This is a genomic window from Pseudoxanthomonas sp. P4_B2, from assembly GCF_056402315.1.
The window spans coordinates 682,226-700,534 of record NZ_JBFUHQ010000002.1; the positions used below are offsets into that span (position 1 = coordinate 682,226).

The window sequence follows — 18,309 nt, forward strand, 5'->3', positions numbered from 1 at the left end:
GATATAGTGCGGACCTTGCGATGTCAGGGCAACGGCCCAACATTACCTAGTCTCCGACGCAGAGTATCCGCCCTTGTCCAGTCCCAGCCATGTTGCGGGTACGCCGATCACCGACCGCAGCCAACTGGTCGACTACATCGCCTCGGGCGAAAAGCCGAAGTCGCAATGGCGCATCGGCACCGAGCACGAGAAGTTCGGTTTTCAGCTCGATGATCTGCGCCCGCCCGGCTTCGAAGGCGAGCGCGGTATCGAAGCATTGTTGAAGGGGCTGACCCGCTTCGGTTGGGAACCGGTGGAAGAGCACGGCAAAGTCATCGCGCTGTTACGCGACGGCGCCTCGGTCACCCTGGAACCGGCCGGTCAGCTGGAACTGTCCGGCGGCATGCTGGAGAACATCCACCAGACCTGCAGCGAAGTCGGCACCCATCTGAAGGAAGTGAAGACCGTCGCCGACGAACTGCAGCTCGGTTTCCTGGGCATGGGCTTCCAGCCTAAGTGGACGCGCGATGAGATGCCGTGGATGCCCAAGGGCCGCTACCAGATCATGCGCAACTACATGCCCAAGGTCGGCAAGCTGGGCCTGGACATGATGAAACGCACCTGCACCGTGCAGGTCAATCTGGATTTCTCCAGCGAGGCGGACATGGTGAAGAAATTCCGCGTGTCGCTGGCGCTGCAACCCATCGCCACTGCGCTGTTCGCCGATTCGCCGTTCACCGAAGGCAAACCCAACGGCTATCAGAGCTACCGCTCGCACATCTGGACCGACACCGATCCGGACCGCACCGGCATGCTCGACTTCGTGTTCGAAGACGGCTTCGGCTACGAACGCTACGTCGATTACCTGCTCGATGTGCCCATGTACTTCAGCTACCGCAACGGCGAGTACATAGATTGCTCCGGTCAGAGCTTCCGCGATTTCTTAGCCGGCAAGCTGCCCGCGTTGCCGGGCGCGCGGCCCACCATGACCGACTGGTCCGACCACATGACTACCGCGTTCCCGGAAGTGCGCATGAAGAAATTCCTGGAGATGCGCGGCGCCGATGGCGGTCCTTGGGGAAGGTTGTGCGCATTGCCCGCGTTCTGGGTCGGCCTGCTGTACGACCAGACCGCGCTGGATGCGGCGTGGGACCTGGTCAAGGATTTCAGCTTGGAAGAGCGCAACGCCTTGCGCGATGGCGTGCCGAAGCATGCGCTGAAACTTCCGTTCCGCGGCGGTACGTTGCGTGATCTGGCCATGGCTGCGCTGAAGATCTCCGCGCACGGCCTGCAGCGCCGCGCCGTGCTCAACAGCAAGGGCAGCGACGAAACCGGCTTCCTCGATCCGTTAATCGAATTCGCCGAGGCCAACGAAACCCCGGCCGAGCGCAAACTGGCCCTGTTCCATGGCCAATGGAACGGCGACATAGACCGCGTGTTCCGCGAGTTCGCCTACTAAGCAGCCGTCGTAGGGGCGACGTAAGTCGCAAAGAGAATTTCATAGGAAAGACCCTTCGCGACTTACGTCGCTCCTACCCGCTCCTACCGCCCTACCCGCATCCAGCGCCCGGGAGTCGCCTTGGGGCTAAAATGCTCCGGTCGCATTCCTGGAGTTCCCCCGATGAAATCACGTGCCGCCGTCGCTTTCGCCGCAGGCGAACCCCTGCAGATCGTCGAGATCGACGTGGAATCGCCGCGCGCCGGCGAAGTGCTGGTGCGCATCACCCATACCGGCGTCTGCCACACCGATGCCTTCACCCTGAGCGGCGACGATCCGGAGGGCATCTTCCCCTCGGTGCTGGGCCATGAAGGCGGTGGCATCGTCGAAGCCATCGGCGAGGGCGTCACCAGCGTCAAGGTGGGCGACCATGTCATTCCGCTGTACACGGCCGAATGCCGCAAGTGCAAGTTCTGCCTATCCGGCAAGACCAACCTATGCCAGGCGGTGCGCGCCACTCAGGGCAAGGGCTTGATGCCGGACGGCACTTCGCGCTTCTCCTACAACGGTCAGCCGATCTTCCACTACATGGGCTGCAGCACTTTCAGCGAGTACACCGTAGTCAACGAGATCTCGCTGGCGGTGGTGAATCCCGAAGCGCCGCTGGAGAAGGTCTGTCTGCTCGGTTGCGGCGTCACCACCGGGATTGGGGCGGTGCACAACACGGCCAAGGTGAAGGCAGGCGATAGCGTCGCGGTGTTTGGGCTCGGTGGGATCGGCCTGGCGGTCATTCAGGGCGCGGTGCAGGCGAAAGCCGGGCGGATCGTGGCGATCGATACCAATCCTGGCAAGTTCGAGCTCGCCAAGGCGATGGGCGCTACCGACACGCTGAACCCGAAGGACTACGACAAGCCGATCCAAGACGTCATCGTCGAACTGACCGACGGCGGCGTGGATTTCAGTTTCGAATGCATCGGCAACGTCAACGTCATGCGTTCAGCGCTGGAGTGCTGCCACAAGGGCTGGGGCGAGAGCGTCATCATCGGCGTGGCTGGCGCGGGACAGGAGATCAGCACGCGTCCGTTCCAGCTGGTGACCGGCCGCGTGTGGCGCGGCAGCGCTTTCGGCGGAGTGAAGGGACGAACGCAGTTGCCGGGCATGGTCGAGCAGTCGATGCGCGGCGAGATCGACCTGGATCCCTTCATCACCCACAACCTGCCGCTTGACCAGATCAACGAAGCGTTCGATCTGATGCACGAAGGCAAGTCGATCCGCACGGTCATCCATTTCTGACAGAGCTCGCAACAGGGGCGTCGCGCGGACGCTCCGCGCCTTCTTGTAGTCGGTGGTATCCGGACCGGAGGGTCACCATGAGCACAGTTACGATTCATCCCTCAGTAGATAAGGGCATCAAGGCGGGCGACGACGATTTCGCAGGAGGCACGTTGGCCTGCCATTGCGCGCAGGACCAGGTCACCGTCAAGGTGGACGCGCAAACCGCCCACAACCATGCCTGCGGTTGCAGCAAATGCTGGAAGCCGAAGGGCGCCACGTTCTCGGTCGTCGCCGTGGTGCCGCGGGACAAGGTGGCCGTCACCGCCAATGCGCAGAAGCTGAAGGTCGTCGACGATAAGGCGACGATCCAGCGCCATGCCTGTAGCGGTTGCGGCGTGCATATGTTCGGCCGCATCGAGAACCCAGAGCACGCCTTCCACGGTCTGGACTTCATCCATACCGAGTTGTCGCCGCAAACCGGCTGGTCGGCGCCGGGTTTTGCGGCGTTCGTGTCCTCGATTATCGAAACGGGTACCCCGCCGGCGCAGATGGCCGCCGTGCGTGCGCGCCTGCGCGAACTAGGCCTGGAGCCCTACGACTGCCTTTCGCCGGCCCTCATGGACGCCCTTTCCACCCAAGTAGCCAAGTTGCGCGGCGTGCTGGCTTCGTGAAACCGCGCAAGCGCTCAACCGGTTCCTTCTTCCCGGGAGGAAGGAACCACCGGAAAACACATGACTCTTGAACGCATAGAACACCGCGCCTGCTTCGGCGGCTGGCAGGACGTTTATCGGCACCGTTCCGTAGCGCTCGGCTGCGAAATGAACTTCGCCGTCTACCTGCCGCCGCAGTCCCAGACGCAAAAACTTCCGGTGCTGTATTGGCTCTCCGGCCTGACCTGCACCGAGCAGAACTTCATCACCAAGGCCGGGGCGCAGCGCTATGCCGCAGAGCATGGCCTGATCCTGGTCGCACCCGACACCAGCCCGCGCGGCGAGGACGTCGCCGATGCGGACGGTTACGACCTGGGCAAGGGTGCGGGCTTCTACGTCAACGCCATGCAGGCGCCCTGGTCCAAGCATTACCGGATGTACGACTATGTCGTCTCCGAACTGCCGGCTTTGATCGAGGCGAATTTCCCGACGACCGATGCACGTGCCATCAGCGGACATTCGATGGGCGGCCACGGCGCGCTGATCGCGGCGTTGAAGAATCCCGGTCGCTATCGCAGCGTGTCGGCATTTTCGCCGATCGTGGCGCCTACCCGGGTGCCGTGGGGCGAAAAGGCGTTCACCGCCTACCTCGGCGAAGATCGCGAAGCCTGGAAAGCATGGGATGCCGCCGCCCTGGTCGCCGGTGCATCCGAACGCCTGCCATTGTTGGTGGATCAGGGCGATGCCGATGAATTCTTGGCCGTCCAATTGAAGCCTGAGTTGTTACAGGCTGCCTGCGCGGCCGTGGATCATCCACTCGAACTGCGCCTGCAGTCCGGCTACGACCACAGCTACTACTTTATCGGAAGCTTCATCGGTGAACATATCGCCCACCACGCGAAGGCCCTGAAAACCTGATTCGAAGTGGTAGGAGCGACGCGAGTCGCGAAGCTAATGAAGGTGAAAGGCCGAGAGCTTCGCGACTCGCGTCGCTCCTACAGGTTCCTACGCGGGCGCGAGGCTGAAGTCGGTGTAGGCGAAACGTTCGTCGCGCAACACGGTCTCCCCACGCGCGACGGCCAGTGGATGCGAGAACATCGGCCCTGCATGCACGCAGGTGTGGAACTCGCCGTTCTCGCCGCAGGGATCCACCTCCGCCGGCAACGCGTCCAGCAACGCCGCATCGAAATCGCGTCCGGCGAAGTCGGCGGACAGTTGTTGGGTATCCACGCAACAGATCGCCGCCTGCAATCCGCCCGCCTGCATCTCCCGCGCCAGCACTGCGGTATCGCTGCCGAACAAGGGCGTCAGCACCCGCCAGCCCAGCGACGCGCACATCGCCACGCGGTAATCGCGGATGTCCTGCAGGAACAGATCGCCGAAGGCGATGGACAACGCACGCGGCCAGCGCTCGCGCGCGGACCGGAGCGCGGAGGCGAACGCCGCTTCGTAAACCGTGTTGTCGCAGGCCGGCGGAATCATCGCTTCGATCAGCGGCAGTCCGGCGGCGATAGCCTGCGCATGCAGGATTTCCCGGCGGATTCCCTGCATGGAAACGCGTTCGTAGCCGGCGGTGACCGTGGTTATCAGTCCCGCCACCGGCACGCCGGACTGCCGCAGGCGATGCAAGGCCCAGGCCGCATCCTTGCCGCCGCTCCAGGACAACAACACCGCCTCGACCGTCATCGCGCTTCAACCGTCATCGCGCAGGCACCCGGTCAGGCGGAAGAAACGTCGCGCAGCTCCCACGCATTGCCGGCGAGCAGGCGCAGGCGATGCTTGAACACGCTGCCGGGGATCGAGGTCACCGCGATCAGATCGATCTGCAAGTCGTGCTGTTCGCCGGTTACCGTCGCCGCTGGGTCGCTGGCGCCCAGGCCGGCATCGACCGAATCCGGATCCGGCTGCGCGGCGCGCCAGCGCTGGAAGAATACGTCGCTGCGCAGCGCATCCTGCAGTTGCGCGGCGAATTCGTCGGCGCCGTGCGCAGTGAAACTGAAACCGGCATCGTTGCCGCGCGCTTTCCCGGGATTCTTGAGGCTGATGTAGTAACGGATCGGCATGCGGCGGCTATCCTCGTAGGGTCGCCATCAGCCTAGCCGTTGCGCGTTAGCCAGGCGTTACGAGACGCTGAAGGTATGCGGTTCGGCGGCGAAGCCGACCACCACCGCACCCTTGCCCACGTTGACCATACCGGTCAGGCTCATCACGCTTTCGAAGACTTCCACGTTGTTGTTGGCGCAGATGTCGCGCAACCGGTCGTAGCCGGGCAACGCGCGCATCTCGCCGAGTTCGCCGCCGTAGCTCAGGCAGACGGTGGGCGTCAGCAGGCCGGCGATGACGCGGTTGCCAGCGAACTTGAACATCTGCTCGACCGCGTTCTCGAATCCCTTGATCTTGGCCACCGGCTCGGTCTTGCCGGCATGGCCATGCAGCACCGGCTTAATGTCCAGCGCACTGCCCAGCGCCACGCTGAGCAAGCCTACGCTGCGGTCGCCCTTGGTGCGCGCGCGGGCACGCAGGTAGTAGAGGTCGCGCGGGATCATGTAGCCGTGGCTGTTGGAGGCCAGGTATTCCAGTTTGGTGCGCATGTGCTGCACGTTGGCGCCGGCGGCGCGCATGCGTACCGCTTCCACCGCGGTGACGCCCTGCGCGGCGAACAGGGTCTGGGTATCGATCACGCGCAGCGCGAATGGCGAGTTGTGGCCCGCCGCCTGGCGCACCGGCTTGTAGTCGTTGAGGATGGCGAAGCTGGCCTGCATCGCGTTCTCGTGGATCGGGCTGCGCGTCTTGGTGATGGTCATGCAGTAGACGTGGTCGTAGTCGATCACCAGCCGGCTCAGGAACAGGTCGCGGATCTGGTTGACCGTGAACGGGGTCGTCTCCGCTTCGTGGCCGCGTTCAGCCACGTGTGCGTGCAGGAAGCTCAGGGTGGCTTCCTCGTCGCGGTGATCGGCCAGCACCGCATCGCCGATGCGCACGGTGATGGGCAGCAGCACGATATCGTTCTGTTGAATGAAGTCCTGCGGCAAATCGCAGGCGGAGTCCACCACTATCCCAATGCGCATGAAGCCCCTCCCGGCATGCATCGCAAACAAGCCCGGCAACGTAGCGCAAATCTGCAACCTGCTGCGCTGCAGAAGTGTGAGCTTCTGCACATTATCGCGTTCTGGCTGTTCCAGACACCCGCTGCCCTGAGCAAAAAGGCGGGGCGTCTTGCCCAGGCCCGTAATTGTGGCTTTCACGGCATTCAATCGTACATAAAATGTGATGTAAGTCACATTTATATGTGCGTAAAGCTTGTTAATGGTTGTGCTTGAGATCGACACTGGTGCCGGACAAGTAAGGGGCGAGATGAGCAAGCGGTGGCTGCTGGGGATGGCATGGTGCATGGCAGCGCTTTGCTCTGCCCAGGCCGAAGAGGGAGGCATCGTGCGCATCGATCCTCTCGCCGCCGATGCCGGCCTTGCCTCCGAACAGCATGCGGGCATCTTCGCCGAACGCGATTTCATCGCCGATCCCCATAAGCCTTCGGTCATCGGCAACGGCCAATGGCGATTGCAGCCCGTCGCGGGAATCGACCAGCCATTGTTGCTCGTCTACCACCCGTACAGCGCGCGCGTCAGCGTGCAGGGTCCTGGCCTGGCCGCACCGGTCGTGCAGACCCTGTTCGATCAAGATCTGGATCCGCAGTACTCGCGGCATGCGTTGGTGTTTCCGCTGCACGGCGACGGTGCAGTCACCATCAACGTGGAAGGTGCGCGTTATCCCTTGCAGGTGGCCGTGGTTCCACGCACCCGGCATATCGCCTACGACCTGACCCAGGTGCGGATCCTGCTGCTAGCGGTAGGGGTGCTGGTGGGCGTTTCGCTAACCGTGCTGTTGTTCTGGGCGATGCTGCGGGAGCGGGTGTATCTGTTGTACTCAGCGACCATGGCGCTGCAGATGCTGTTTCTGCTCTGCTCGTATGGGGAGGCCTACGCTTTGCCGGGGTTGCGCGCACTGGCGGTGTTCGGCGCGCCGGGCATCTGGTTCATCGCCACGGTGTCGACCATGGCCGCGGTATGGATGTTGCAGGACTACGCCGGCCTGCGGCTGCGTGTGCCGCGGCTGAGCCGGGCCATGCGCTGGGCGGGAATCTACATTCCCGCGGTGCTGCTGCTGTTGCTGATATCGCCCTGGCCCGCGCGCAAGGAATGGTTTCCGAACATGGGCAATGCCCTGTTCCTGCTCACCAACCTGCTGGCGATCATCGCCCTGTACAAAGCCTGGCGTGGGGGTGGGCGGCATGCGGGCTTCATCCTGATCGCTTGGGTTCCGCTGGTGTTCTTCAGCACCGCGCGCGCAGTGCAACTGAGCATGGGCATTCCCGTCGAACCGTGGCTGCAATACGGCTTGCCGCTGGTGCTCGCTTTCACCGCGGTGGTGCTGGCGCTCGGACTGGCGGATCGCATGCTCACCTTCCGCCGCGAACGCGATACCGCCCAGCAACATGCCGAACGCGATTGGCTGACCGGCGTGCTCAATCGCGGCGGTATCGAACATCGTTTGGATTGGGCAGTGCTCAATACGCGCCGTGAAGGCCTGCCGCTGTCGCTGCTGTTTCTGGACTTGGATAATTTCAAGCAGGTCAACGATCGTTTCGGTCACGCTTCAGGCGATGCCTGCCTGCGCGCGGTGGTAAGGCTGGTGAGCGAAGAGTTGCAGTACGGAGACCATCTGGGACGTTTGGGCGGCGAGGAGTTCGTGTTGGGCTTGCCTGGCGCCGACAGCGCGCGCGCCATCGCCATGGCCGAGCACCTGCGCCTGAAAATACAGGCTCAATGCCAGGAAGTGGAAGGCGTGCCGGTTGCAGTCACCGTGAGCATCGGCGTCACCCAGTGCAACGCGGCCGATACGGTGGCGACCCTGATCAAACGCGCCGACAGGGCGATGTACATCGCCAAGCATGGCGGACGCAATCGCGTGGCCACCTTGGAAGCTGCGGCAGTCTGAGCTTGGCTCGGCAGCTGCTCACGACCGTATGTTGGCGCGTGCGCGGTGAAGCTGCTTTGCCCCCTTTGAGAAGGGGGCAACGGGGGATTTGCTCTTGATCTTGCTTTGGCGCCAAGAGCAAATCCCCCTCGATCCCCCTTTTTCAAAGGGGGAGGCAAAAGCGCGATGAAGGTGATGGATCAGGGCGAATACGCACGCGGCAACGCTCCGGCCGCGCGCAGATAGCGATCACGCAGTTCGGTCTGGCGCGAGCGCATGGGGATGGCGCGCCCGCCCAGCCACAACTGGCTCGCGACGTTGGCTACGTCCAGCGGATCGCCAGTCCAAAGCACCAGATCGGCCAGTTTGCCCGGTGCGATCGTGCCCAGCTTGTCGTCCACGCCCAGCACCCGCGCCGGCACCCGGGTCAGGCCTTGCAGCCCCGCTTCCCATGGCAGGCCATTGGCCACCGCATTGCCCGCGTATTGACGGATCTTGCGCGCATTGTGCGAGGCGTCGCCGAACTGCGCGAAGCTCACTTCCACGCCGGCCGCGTGCAGACGTGCGGCGTTCTCCAAGGTCGCTCCGATCTGGTCGAAGTCGCCGGGGAGGTCGGCCAGCGCATCGACGAAGACGGGCACTTTCGCCGCAGCGATCTGTCCGGCGAGTTTCCAGGCCTCGACTCCGCTGGCGATGGCGATGCGCACGTTCTCGCGTTGCGCCCAGCGCAGCAGCTGGCGGATATCGGCCGCCCGGTTCACGTTGACCACGATGCGTCCGTTGCCCGCCAGGTAGCGGGCCAGCACCGCGCGGCCGGTAGGCGTCAGCAGCGCGTGCGGCGAATCGGCGGGGATACGGCCACGCGCTTCGCCGACCATCTGGTCCAGCAGCATCCACTGCGCCGCCCGCGAACTGCCGCTTTTGCCCAGCACATCGCTACCCAGTTTCACGAACAGCACGCGCGGTCCGATCGGATCGGCGCCGCCATCCAAACGCACGACACCGCCCTGTCCGGCGATGAAGGAACCGCCCGTATTGGCACCGAGTAGGGTGAATCCCAATCCTTCCATGCGAGCCACCGGGATCAGTACCGATTCCGGGTTGTAGGCAAGAGTCACGTCGAACTCGGGCCGCATCGGCTGGTCAGTGGCCAGGGTCACTGCACTGTCGACCGTTTCGGCTTCGCCCGACACTTCCTCGATGCCGATCTCGGTGATGCCGCCGAAGAAAGCGGGAGTCAGCGGTTTGCCGTTGGCTTCGACCACGCCGACCGAAGCAGGCGCCTGCAGGTCGACGCCCACCGCACGGATAACGCCGCCTTGCACCAGTACGTCGGCGTTCTGCAGCGTGCCGTGGGCGCCAGCGGTATGCACGGTGGCATGGCGGATGAGGAGATCTTGGGCGAAAGAATTGCTTGCGCATAGCAAGGCGAGGACCGAAACCGAAAACAACCTTGTCGTCATCCCAGCGAACGCTGGGATCCATCTTGATCTTGCTGTTGCCGTTGCGTTGAATCCCGCGCCTAAAGTCAAAATGGATCCCAGCGTTCGCTGGGATGACGGCGAGGAAAGCGTCTGCGGGGATGACGACTTGAACATTGTCGACGCGCTCATTTCGCACCTCCCATCGCCGCATCCTCCTGTCCCAGCATGAAATCCGATTTCGGCTGTCGCGCCGGATCGTTGCGGTCGTAGACGCGCGCGCCGTCGATGTAAACCTGTTCCGCATGCGCGTACACGCTGAAGGGGTTCTGGTTCCACACCACCACATCGGCCATCTTGCCGGGTTCCAAAGTGCCGGTCCGCTCAAGGATGCCCATGGCCTTGGCGGGGTTCTGCGTTATCCAACGGATCGCGCGTTCCGGTGGAATCTCGATACCCACCCGCTGCGCATTGGCGATCACCTTCGCCGCTTCCTGGTTGAGGCGCTGGATGCCTTCATCGGAATCCGAATGCACGATGGCGCAGCTGTTGGCGGGGCGGTCGACCAGCGCGATGTTTTCCTGGATGCCGTCGAAGGCTTCCATCTTGAAGCCCCACCAGTCCGCCCATAGCGCGCCGCATACGCCTTCGGCAGCCAGACGATCGGCGATCTTGTAAGCCTCCACGCCATGATGGAACGCGGCGATCTTGAAGCCGAACTCCTTGGCCAGATCCAGCATCGTGGCCATCTCGTCGGCGCGATAGCAGTGGATATGCACGCGAATATCGCCCTCGATAGCGCCGGCCAGCGTGTCCAGCTTCAAGTCGCGCTTGCCGCCCGTGTCGCCGGAACTGTCCTCGTTGCCATTGCCCGAAGCGCGTTCCCACCAGCGCTTCTTCTTCGGCTGTTGCTTGGTGTTGTTTTTCTTCAGGTATTCGCTGGCGTCGATGAAGGCGGCGCGATAGCCGGCGATATTGCCCATGCGCGTGGAAGGTCCGCCCTTCTGGCCATAGACGCGCTTGGGGTTCTCGCCGCACGCCATTTTCAAACCCCAGGGCGCATCGGGAAATTTCATCGCCTGATAGGTCGTGGCAGGCACGTTCTTCAGGGTCACGCCGCGTCCGCCGACCAGATTGGCGGAGCCGGGCAGGATCTGCAGCGAAGTGATGCCGCCTGCGAGTGCGGTTTGGAAACCAGGGTCCTGCGGCCAGATGGAATGCTCGGCCCACACGTTCGCGGTGACCGGCGCGGTGGCCTCGTTGCCGTCGCTGTGCGCGCTCATGCCGGGGCTGGGATACACGCCCAGATGGGAATGCACATCGATGATACCGGGCGTGACCCAGCGTCCCCTGCCGTCGACCCGGGTCGCATCCGCGGGCGCAGTCAATCCGCGGCCCACCGACACCACCTTGCCGTCGGTCAGCAGCACGTCGGTATCGTCCAGGCGTTCGCCGGTGCCGGTTAGCACGGTGGCATGCTCGATCAGCACCGGACCGGAGGCGATGCTGCGGTAGGTGCTGGGGTAAGGATCCTGGGTGAAGCGGGACTTGGCAGTGGCGATGCCGATGTTCCCGCACACGGAAACTAAGCCGATCACGGCCAACAGAACGAAGCGCATGGTGATTCCCCGGAAATTCTGATTGAAGCTGGCCGATCGAAAGCTATCCGACCGAAAGCTGGCAGTACGAAACCTAACCGGCCGGCTCGCGCTTGCCAAGTGCTATACCGCAGGCCCATGCCACAATTGGCGGGACTAACGAGAACAGAGAGAGTGCGATGAAAGACAAGACCGAGATCGTTGATAACTGGCTGCCACGCTACACCGGCGTGCCCCTGGACCAGTTCGGCGAACATGTCCTGCTGACCAATTTCGGCGGCTACCTGCATGCGTTCTCCGCATTGACCGGCGCGCCGGTGGTGGGCCTGGACCGGCCGATGGCCAGCGCCACCTTCGACGGCATCACCATGATCAACTTCGGCATGGGCAGCCCCAACGCGGCGACGATGATGGATCTGTTGTCGGCGATCATGCCCAAGGCGGTGCTGTTCCTGGGCAAGTGCGGTGGTCTGAAGCGTAAGAACCAGCTCGGCGATCTGGTCCTGCCGATCGCGGCGATCCGCGGCGAAGGCACCAGCAACGATTATCTGTTGCCGGAAGTGCCCGCGCTGCCAGCTTTCGCCCTGCAGCGCGCGGTGTCCACCATGATCCGCGACCTCGGCCACGACTATTGGACCGGCACGGTCTACACCACCAACCGCCGGGTGTGGGAACACGACGTCGAGTTCAAGGAATATCTGCGCAAGGTGCGCTGCATGGCTATCGACATGGAAACGGCCACCATCTTCGCTGCTGGTTTCGCCAACCGCATTCCGTGCGGCGCCTTATTGCTGGTTTCGGACCAGCCGATGATTCCAGAAGGCGTGAAGACAGAGGCTTCCGATGCGCGCGTCAGCGCGGACTTCGTGAACCGTCACATCAATATCGGAATCGAGGCCTTGAAGCTGATCCGCCGGCACGGCAAGTCGGTGCGACACCTGCGCTTCGACGAGTAAAATAAGGATCGACAACCAACAAAGGAGAAAACCGAATGGATTATCGTATTGCCGCCGTCGTTCCGGCTCTGTTGCTGGCCGCTTCCGCGGCGATGGCTCAGGAGTTCAAGGCACGTCCGGCGGATGCCCCTCAGGTTGATCGACCTAAAATTTTCTCCGCCAATGGGTTGGCGTTCAAATACCCAGGCAACTGGAGCGAAATCAGCCACGAGCAAGTCGACGGGAGCAGCTGCTACAGCGCTTACCTGGAGGCCGACAAAGCCGAATTCGAAGTGCTTAACCTGGATGCCCACGTCATCGCCTGCCAAAACGCAGATGCGCCGGTCCCACGGGAATATGTCGACCATCTCGTCGCCGCCACGCAGACGGACGATGGTGGCGAGTACGATCAGACCGAGGTCCTTTCGCGCGAATACGGCAAGCACAAGCTGCTTGCGGCGCATTATCAAGACAAGGTCGAGAAGGTGGGACCTTTATACGGCCAGCATCTGGTGATGATCGGGAGCGCGGCCTGCGGCGAGGAATGGACCTGCTATGCCTATACGCAAAACCTGCAGGCCAACGAATCCATGGCGGGCAAGGCATTCGCCCTGATCCTGGATACGATCAATTACACGCCGACGAATGAGTGACTGGATGCAGCCGCGCACTTTGCTGGATTTCTGGCGCACCGCCGGTGCCGAGAAATGGTTCACGCGCGACGCCATCTTCGACGCTGCCTTCGCTGACCGGTTCCGCGATGCGCATTTCGCCGCGGCGCGCTGCGAATTGGACAGCTGGATGGACAACGCGGAAGGAGCGCTGGCGCTGACCTTGTTGCTGGACCAGTTTCCGCGCAATTGTTTCCGTGGCAGCGCGCATTCCTATGCGACGGACGGGCTGGCGCGGCACTATGCGCAACGCGCGATCGATGCGGGTTTCGATCTTCAGGTGGACGCCGCGCTACGGTCGTTCTTCTATCTGCCGTTCGAGCATTCGGAAGCGATGGCCGACCAGGACTACGCGATGGAGTTGTTCGGCGGGATCGGCGACGACGAGTTGATGAAGTATGCGGTGCTGCACCGTGACCTGATCGCGCGTTTCGGCCGCTTCCCGCACCGCAATGCGGCGCTGGGACGCGAATCGACGCAGGAAGAGCTGAACTATCTAGCCAGTGGTGGGTTCAGCGGCTAGCTGCTTTCCTTCTCCCTCCGGGAGAAGGTGGCGCGAAGCGACGGATGAGGGAATGGACTTTCAGGTCGAAGCAAACTTGTACTAGCGTGTATTTTCCATTCCCTCATCCGCCCTGCGGGCACCTTCTCCCAGGGGGGGAGAAGGAAAAGCCGATCAATACTTCGCCAAGCCCGAATCCATCTCGTCCGCCCAAGCATTGGTGCCGCCGACGACGTTGTAGACATTGGAGAAACCCAGCGCGCGGAATTCTTCCGCGGCCTGCTGGCTGCGGCCGCCGCTACGGCACAGGAAGGCGATGGCCGTGTCTTTCGGCAAGGCTTCGAGTTCGGCGCGGTCATTGCCATCGAAGGTCTCGAACGGCAACTTCACTGCCGCGATCGCACGCTCTTCGGCAGGGCGCACATCCACCAGCAGAACTTCGCCGGCTGCCACGCGTACCTCGGCTTCGGCGGGTGAGAGGGTCTGCACCGGCTTGGGCGCGTTGGGGTTGTCGATGGCCAGACCCTTGCCGCGGATATCGTCCACCCAGTCGATGGTGATGCCGTCGGCGCGGCGCGCGCTGGCCAGGTCGAACTGGATGCGCACGCCGTTGGATTCGGCGGCGATAGCGTTGGCGTCGAACTGCGCCAGTTGGAAATTAGGCTGGAACTGCGCATTGATCGAAAGCGACAGGGCGCCGCCCGGGCCGGCGTCGGCCGCCGCGTTCGACAACATTTCGGCGGCGGCCGGGGTGACGGTGATCTTCGGCGGCGTGCGGTCCGGCGCAGCCACGCCGAGCAACGAAGCCAGTTCGCCGGAGTTGCTCATCTGCTCGATGATGTCGCTGCCCCCGACCAACTCGCCGTCGATGTACAGCTGCGGGATGGTCGGCCAGTCGCCGTAAGCCTTGATGCCTTCGCGAATGTCTTGGTCGGCCAGCACGTTCACGTGCGCGTAGTCGACGCCGAGCGTGGACAGCGCGCCCACCGCCTTGGCGGAGAATCCGCACTGCGGCATGCTCGGCTGGCCTTTCATGAACAGCACGACGCGTTTGGACTGCAGCAGGGATTCGATACGGGAACGCAGGGCGGGGTCGAGGGACATTGGGGGGATACCTGCTTTTGGGCTTTCGGACTTTCGGAATCGGTAATTTTACGCTGCATGGCATGATTGCGGCATGACCGCATCCGAAACACTGAATAGCGCATTGCACCGCGTCCCGCGTCAGCCGCATGCGTGGATCTGGCTGGCGCTGGCCTTGCATCTGGGCGTGATCCTGGTCTGGTGGCGGTGGGGTTGGGCGATCGGACTGATGAGCCTGTTCGCGACCCACATGCTGTTCCTGTGGGGAACCATGCGACCGCAATCGCGGCTGTTCAGCCCCGTGCTCAGCCGTTTGCCGACAGAGAAAAATGTGGTCTGGCTGACGGTGGACGATGGGCCGTCTCACGAAACCCTGGCCTTGTTGGACCTGCTGGACCGCTATGGCGCCAAGGCTACTTTCTTCCTGGTGGCCGACCGCGCCGCGGCACAACCCGATCTCACCCGCGAAATCCTGCATCGCGGCCACGGCATCGGCAACCACAGCCGCTCGCACCCGCAAGCCTGGTTCTGGGCATTGGGACCGCGGCGCATGGCCGCGGAAATAGATCAGGCGCAAGCGACCTTGCGCGAGATCACCGGGCAGCCGCCACGCTGGTTCCGCGCGGTGGTCGGCATGGCCAATCCCTTCGTCTCCGCTTCATTGAAGAAGAACGGACTGGCGCGGGTGGCGTGGAGCGCGCGCGGATTCGACGGTGTGCGCGGCGAGCCCGATGAAGTGGTGAAACGCATCGTCGGCCAGCTTCAGCCCGGCGCCATCGTCCTGCTGCACGAAGGCGCTGCGCACGGCCACAACTTGGCGATCATCGAAGGCGTGCTGGAGGCGATGCGCGAACGCGGCTACGCCACCGTGCTGCCGGAGAATCTGTAGCCCCGACCTACGGCTTGCTGGCGACGATCAGCCAGTTGTTGAAAGGCGTGTTGCCGTACAACGGAGAAAAGGCGGTCTCCAGTCCCGCTGCATCGAACTGCGCGCGCAGTGCCTCGGCGTCCGGATAGCACCTGGGGTGGAATTGCATCCAGCCGATCAGATTGGCCAGGCGGTCGGTGACGCGGCTGGTCCTGCCACGCCTGCTGTCGTCGCCCAGGGCGGTGCGGATAACCAGTCGCGCTCCTGGAACGAGCATCTCCATCGCATTGGCGATCAGTCGTCGCTGATCGTCGGCGGTGAGGTACTGCAGCACGTCCAGGATCGCAACGCTGCCGCGGTGCTTGGGTGTCCCCTTGGCCAGATCTATCAGTTCGAACTTGGCATCGACCAGTGCATTCCTTTCGGCCACGCTCTGCGCGCGCGCGATCTTGGCGGCGTCGTTGTCGACGCCGCGATAGTCCATCGTTTGTCCGTCGAGCCGCAAGGCATGCGCCAGCAGACCCAGGCCGCAACCCAGATCCAACACCGGGGCCTCGCTGCCGCGCAGAGCCTGCAACACTCCGGGGTACAACGGATCGCTGCCCAGCTTGGCGCGGGTGTAGTAATAGTCCCAGCGATTGCCCAGCGGGTGCCGGGGCAGGTAAGCGCGGGCGATACGCGCGGCGGTGACGCTATCGAAGGGTCGAGTAGAGGAATGAGTCATCCCGCAGCCTCCATGGCGCGCACGACCGGAAGCGCCAGCCGCATCCATTCGTTATACATCGTGGCGGAGGGATGAAGTCCGTCTTCGGCCAACATCCTCGGCTCCGCGCCGTGCGCGCGACTCACCGGAGTGATGTCGACGAAGGCCACTCCGCGTGCGCTGCAAACCTGTCGCGCGGCCGCATTGAACGCGTCGATCTCGATGGCGATCCGTTCCGGGTCGCGCGCGGCCTCGTGTGCGAACGGGGTGATACCCCAGTCAGGGATCGACAGTACCAAGACCCGTTCGCGCCGCCATTGCGCGAAACCGATCGCGCGTTCCAGCAGGCCGGCGAACTGCACGCGGTATTCGTCCACGCTGCGTCCGCGGTACTGGTTGTTGACGCCGATCAGCAGACTGACCAGGTCGTATTCGGCCAGCGGATGCACGGCATCGATGGCCGCGTCCAGTTCGTCGGTAGTCCAGCCGGTCTGCGCGATGATGCGCGGGTCGGTCAGGGGCATGCCATCGTCGCGCAATGCGCGCGCCAGCTGCACGGGCCAGCGGCCAGATTCCGGCACGCCTTCGCCGATGGTGTAGGAATCGCCGAGGGCGAGGTAGCGCAACTCGGTGGCAGAGGCGCTAGTCTTGGTACGGAAGATTTCAGCCATTCTTGTCGTCATCCCAGCGAAAGCTGGGATCCATTTTGACTTTGTTTTTGATCGTCGCGCGAACAGCTAAGAGCAAAATCAAAATGGATCCCAGCTTTCGCTGGGATGACGAACAAGGCAATCACGCCGCAGCAGGCCGCGACTTCGCCTTGCTTGCGGTAATGGGTACCACCTTCGTCACCGCCTCGGCGCGACGCGCGAGCACGCGGTCTATGCGCGCGAACACTTCACGCATCGTGTCGGCTTCCGGCAACAGGGTCACGCGGAAATGGTTGCGGTAGGGCACGTTGAAGCTGGAGCCCGGCACCACCAGCACGCCTTCGGTTTCCATCAGTTCCAGGGCGAAATCGTGGTCGTCGAAACCCTTGGCCGCAGCGCCGATCACGGCCGGGAACGCATACAGCGCGCCGGCGGGCGCGACCAGTTCGAGATGATCGCTGGCCTCGCAGGCTTCGATCACCGCACGGCGAGTTTCGTACAGGCGTCCGCCCGGCGCGCACAGCGCCGAGATGGTGTCAGGACCGTTGACCGCGGCTTCCACCGCGTATTGCCCCGGCACGTTGGCGCACAGGCGTAACGCGCCCAGCAGGTCCATCGCGTGGTGGAAGTTGCCGACCGCCTCGCCGTCGCCCGACAGCACCGCCCAACCCACGCGCCAGCCGCAGGCGCGGTGCACCTTGCTCAGACCGCTGAAGGTCAGGCAGGGCACGTCGCCGGCCAGCGGCGCGACTGCTTGGAATTTCGCCTCGTCGTACAACACCTGGTCGTAGATCTCATCGACCATCAACAGTAGCTTGTGCTTGGCGGCGATGGCGACGATGCGTTCCAGCAGCTCGCGCGGATAGGTCGCGCCGGTGGGATTGTTGGGGTTGATCAACACGATGGCGCGGGTGCGCGAAGACACCAGCGTTTCGATCTCCGCCGGGTCGGGCAGGAAGTCGTTCTGCGGGTCGCAACGGTAATACACCGGGCGGCCGTCGTTGAGGATGGTGGCGGCCGACCACAGCGGATAGTCGGGGGAAGGCACCAGCACTTCGTCGCCGGGATTGAGCAGCGCGCGCAGCGACAGGTCGATCAGTTCGCTGACGCCGTTGCCCATGAACACGCGGTCCGGATGCGCATTCGGCGTACCGCGGCGCTGGTAGGCGGCAGCGACCGCTTCGCGCGCGGCCGGAAGGCCTTGCTGATGGGTGTAGGGATCGGTGTGGTCGATGTCGCCGGTGATCGCATGCTGCAGATGTTCCGGCGCGCGGAAACCGAAGGCACCGGGATTGCCGATATTCAACTTGATCAGCTTGCGACCCTGGGCTTCCAGGTCGCGGGCGCGCCGTGCCAGTTCGCCGCGGATTTCATAACGGACCTCGGACAGGCGCTCGCGGGTCGCGAGCGGTTTGATCGGCGGAGTGGACATCGGGGCGGTCTGGCGGCGGAAAGTACTAAATCTTAGCGGAATTGCCGCAAATCGCGGTGAACCAATCCCATTGTGGGAGCGCCGTCCCGGCGCGAGCTCTCTATACGGGCCACAACCAGGAGTCCGGGAG

At 63.4% G+C, this 18,309-nt stretch carries 18 protein-coding genes; 9 read left to right on the forward strand and 9 right to left on the reverse strand.

What is annotated here, in order from left to right:
* The first annotated feature begins 73 nt into the window (after window positions 1-73).
* The 4 genes from AC1DTQ_RS07570 (at window position 74) to fghA (ending at window position 4,260) form a co-directional block, all read left to right on the forward strand.
* A complete protein-coding gene (locus AC1DTQ_RS07570) occupies window positions 74-1,438 on the forward strand; it encodes a glutamate--cysteine ligase (protein WP_477848898.1) in 1,365 nt (454 codons plus the stop codon).
* A gap of 162 nt (window positions 1,439-1,600) precedes the next feature.
* Window positions 1,601-2,710, forward strand: coding sequence for an S-(hydroxymethyl)glutathione dehydrogenase/class III alcohol dehydrogenase (locus AC1DTQ_RS07575; RefSeq protein WP_477848899.1), 1,110 nt, complete (start codon window positions 1,601-1,603; stop codon window positions 2,708-2,710).
* 77 nt (window positions 2,711-2,787) lie between these two features.
* Window positions 2,788-3,363 carry an S-(hydroxymethyl)glutathione synthase gene (gfa, locus tag AC1DTQ_RS07580; protein WP_477848900.1) on the forward strand — a complete coding sequence of 192 codons (576 nt, stop codon included), beginning with the start codon at window positions 2,788-2,790 and terminating at the stop codon, window positions 3,361-3,363.
* Window positions 3,364-3,423: 60 nt separating this feature from the next.
* The gene (gene fghA / locus AC1DTQ_RS07585; RefSeq protein ID WP_477848901.1) at window positions 3,424-4,260 is read left to right on the forward strand and encodes an S-formylglutathione hydrolase; all 837 of its coding nucleotides are present in this window, start codon (window positions 3,424-3,426) and stop codon (window positions 4,258-4,260) included.
* Between the two features lie 87 nt (window positions 4,261-4,347).
* Here the strand turns inward: fghA and AC1DTQ_RS07590 are convergent, their stop codons facing one another.
* From AC1DTQ_RS07590 to AC1DTQ_RS07600, 3 genes are read right to left on the reverse strand one after another with little or no spacing between them, the layout of a single operon-like run.
* On the reverse strand, window positions 4,348-5,028 hold the full coding sequence (locus AC1DTQ_RS07590; protein WP_477848902.1) for a Dph6-related ATP pyrophosphatase: 681 nt from the start codon (window positions 5,026-5,028) through the stop codon (window positions 4,348-4,350).
* A gap of 32 nt (window positions 5,029-5,060) precedes the next feature.
* Entirely contained in the window at window positions 5,061-5,405 is a 345-nt protein-coding gene (locus AC1DTQ_RS07595) for a hypothetical protein (RefSeq protein WP_477848903.1), read from the reverse strand.
* A 57-nt stretch (window positions 5,406-5,462) separates the two neighbouring features.
* Entirely contained in the window at window positions 5,463-6,410 is a 948-nt protein-coding gene (locus AC1DTQ_RS07600; RefSeq protein ID WP_310092495.1) for a DegV family protein, read from the reverse strand.
* A 322-nt stretch (window positions 6,411-6,732) separates the two neighbouring features.
* Here AC1DTQ_RS07600 and AC1DTQ_RS07605 point away from each other — a divergent pair, with 322 nt between their 5' ends.
* Window positions 6,733-8,337, forward strand: a complete 1,605-nt coding sequence (locus AC1DTQ_RS07605; RefSeq protein ID WP_477848904.1) for a sensor domain-containing diguanylate cyclase — start codon at window positions 6,733-6,735, stop codon at window positions 8,335-8,337.
* Window positions 8,338-8,516: 179 nt separating this feature from the next.
* Here AC1DTQ_RS07605 and AC1DTQ_RS07610 read toward each other — a convergent pair whose 3' ends face one another.
* Both AC1DTQ_RS07610 and AC1DTQ_RS07615 read right to left on the reverse strand, forming a co-directional pair.
* Complete coding sequence (locus tag AC1DTQ_RS07610; protein ID WP_477848905.1) at window positions 8,517-9,779, reverse strand: amidohydrolase family protein; 1,263 nt, start codon at window positions 9,777-9,779, stop codon at window positions 8,517-8,519.
* Window positions 9,780-9,925: 146 nt separating this feature from the next.
* Window positions 9,926-11,356, reverse strand: coding sequence for an amidohydrolase (locus tag AC1DTQ_RS07615; RefSeq protein ID WP_477848906.1), 1,431 nt, complete (start codon window positions 11,354-11,356; stop codon window positions 9,926-9,928).
* Window positions 11,357-11,514: 158 nt separating this feature from the next.
* Between AC1DTQ_RS07615 and AC1DTQ_RS07620 the strand changes: the two genes are divergently transcribed.
* From AC1DTQ_RS07620 to AC1DTQ_RS07630, 3 genes are read left to right on the forward strand one after another with little or no spacing between them, the layout of a single operon-like run.
* Window positions 11,515-12,291, forward strand: a complete 777-nt coding sequence (locus AC1DTQ_RS07620; protein ID WP_477848907.1) for an AMP nucleosidase — start codon at window positions 11,515-11,517, stop codon at window positions 12,289-12,291.
* Window positions 12,292-12,326: 35 nt separating this feature from the next.
* Window positions 12,327-12,923: a hypothetical protein gene (locus AC1DTQ_RS07625; protein ID WP_477848908.1), complete on the forward strand. Its 597-nt coding sequence runs from the start codon at window positions 12,327-12,329 to the stop codon at window positions 12,921-12,923.
* A 4-nt stretch (window positions 12,924-12,927) separates the two neighbouring features.
* Window positions 12,928-13,464, forward strand: coding sequence for a DUF924 family protein (locus AC1DTQ_RS07630; protein WP_477848909.1), 537 nt, complete (start codon window positions 12,928-12,930; stop codon window positions 13,462-13,464).
* Between the two features lie 153 nt (window positions 13,465-13,617).
* Here the strand turns inward: AC1DTQ_RS07630 and grxD are convergent, their stop codons facing one another.
* Entirely contained in the window at window positions 13,618-14,547 is a 930-nt protein-coding gene (grxD, locus tag AC1DTQ_RS07635; RefSeq protein WP_477848910.1) for a Grx4 family monothiol glutaredoxin, read from the reverse strand.
* Between the two features lie 73 nt (window positions 14,548-14,620).
* Here grxD and AC1DTQ_RS07640 point away from each other — a divergent pair, with 73 nt between their 5' ends.
* Window positions 14,621-15,415 carry a polysaccharide deacetylase family protein gene (locus tag AC1DTQ_RS07640; protein WP_477848911.1) on the forward strand — a complete coding sequence of 265 codons (795 nt, stop codon included), beginning with the start codon at window positions 14,621-14,623 and terminating at the stop codon, window positions 15,413-15,415.
* 7 nt (window positions 15,416-15,422) lie between these two features.
* Here the strand turns inward: AC1DTQ_RS07640 and AC1DTQ_RS07645 are convergent, their stop codons facing one another.
* The 3 genes from AC1DTQ_RS07645 to AC1DTQ_RS07655 all read right to left on the reverse strand — a co-directional run bounded on the left by AC1DTQ_RS07645 (window position 15,423) and on the right by AC1DTQ_RS07655 (window position 18,179).
* Window positions 15,423-16,118, reverse strand: coding sequence for a methyltransferase domain-containing protein (locus tag AC1DTQ_RS07645; protein WP_477848912.1), 696 nt, complete (start codon window positions 16,116-16,118; stop codon window positions 15,423-15,425).
* Window positions 16,115-16,768, reverse strand: a complete 654-nt coding sequence (locus AC1DTQ_RS07650; protein WP_477848913.1) for an SGNH/GDSL hydrolase family protein — start codon at window positions 16,766-16,768, stop codon at window positions 16,115-16,117. The genes AC1DTQ_RS07645 and AC1DTQ_RS07650 overlap by 4 nt, the downstream gene beginning before the upstream one ends.
* Window positions 16,769-16,889: 121 nt before the next feature.
* On the reverse strand, window positions 16,890-18,179 hold the full coding sequence (locus tag AC1DTQ_RS07655; protein ID WP_477848914.1) for a pyridoxal phosphate-dependent aminotransferase: 1,290 nt from the start codon (window positions 18,177-18,179) through the stop codon (window positions 16,890-16,892).
* Between the last annotated feature and the right edge of the window lie 130 nt (window positions 18,180-18,309).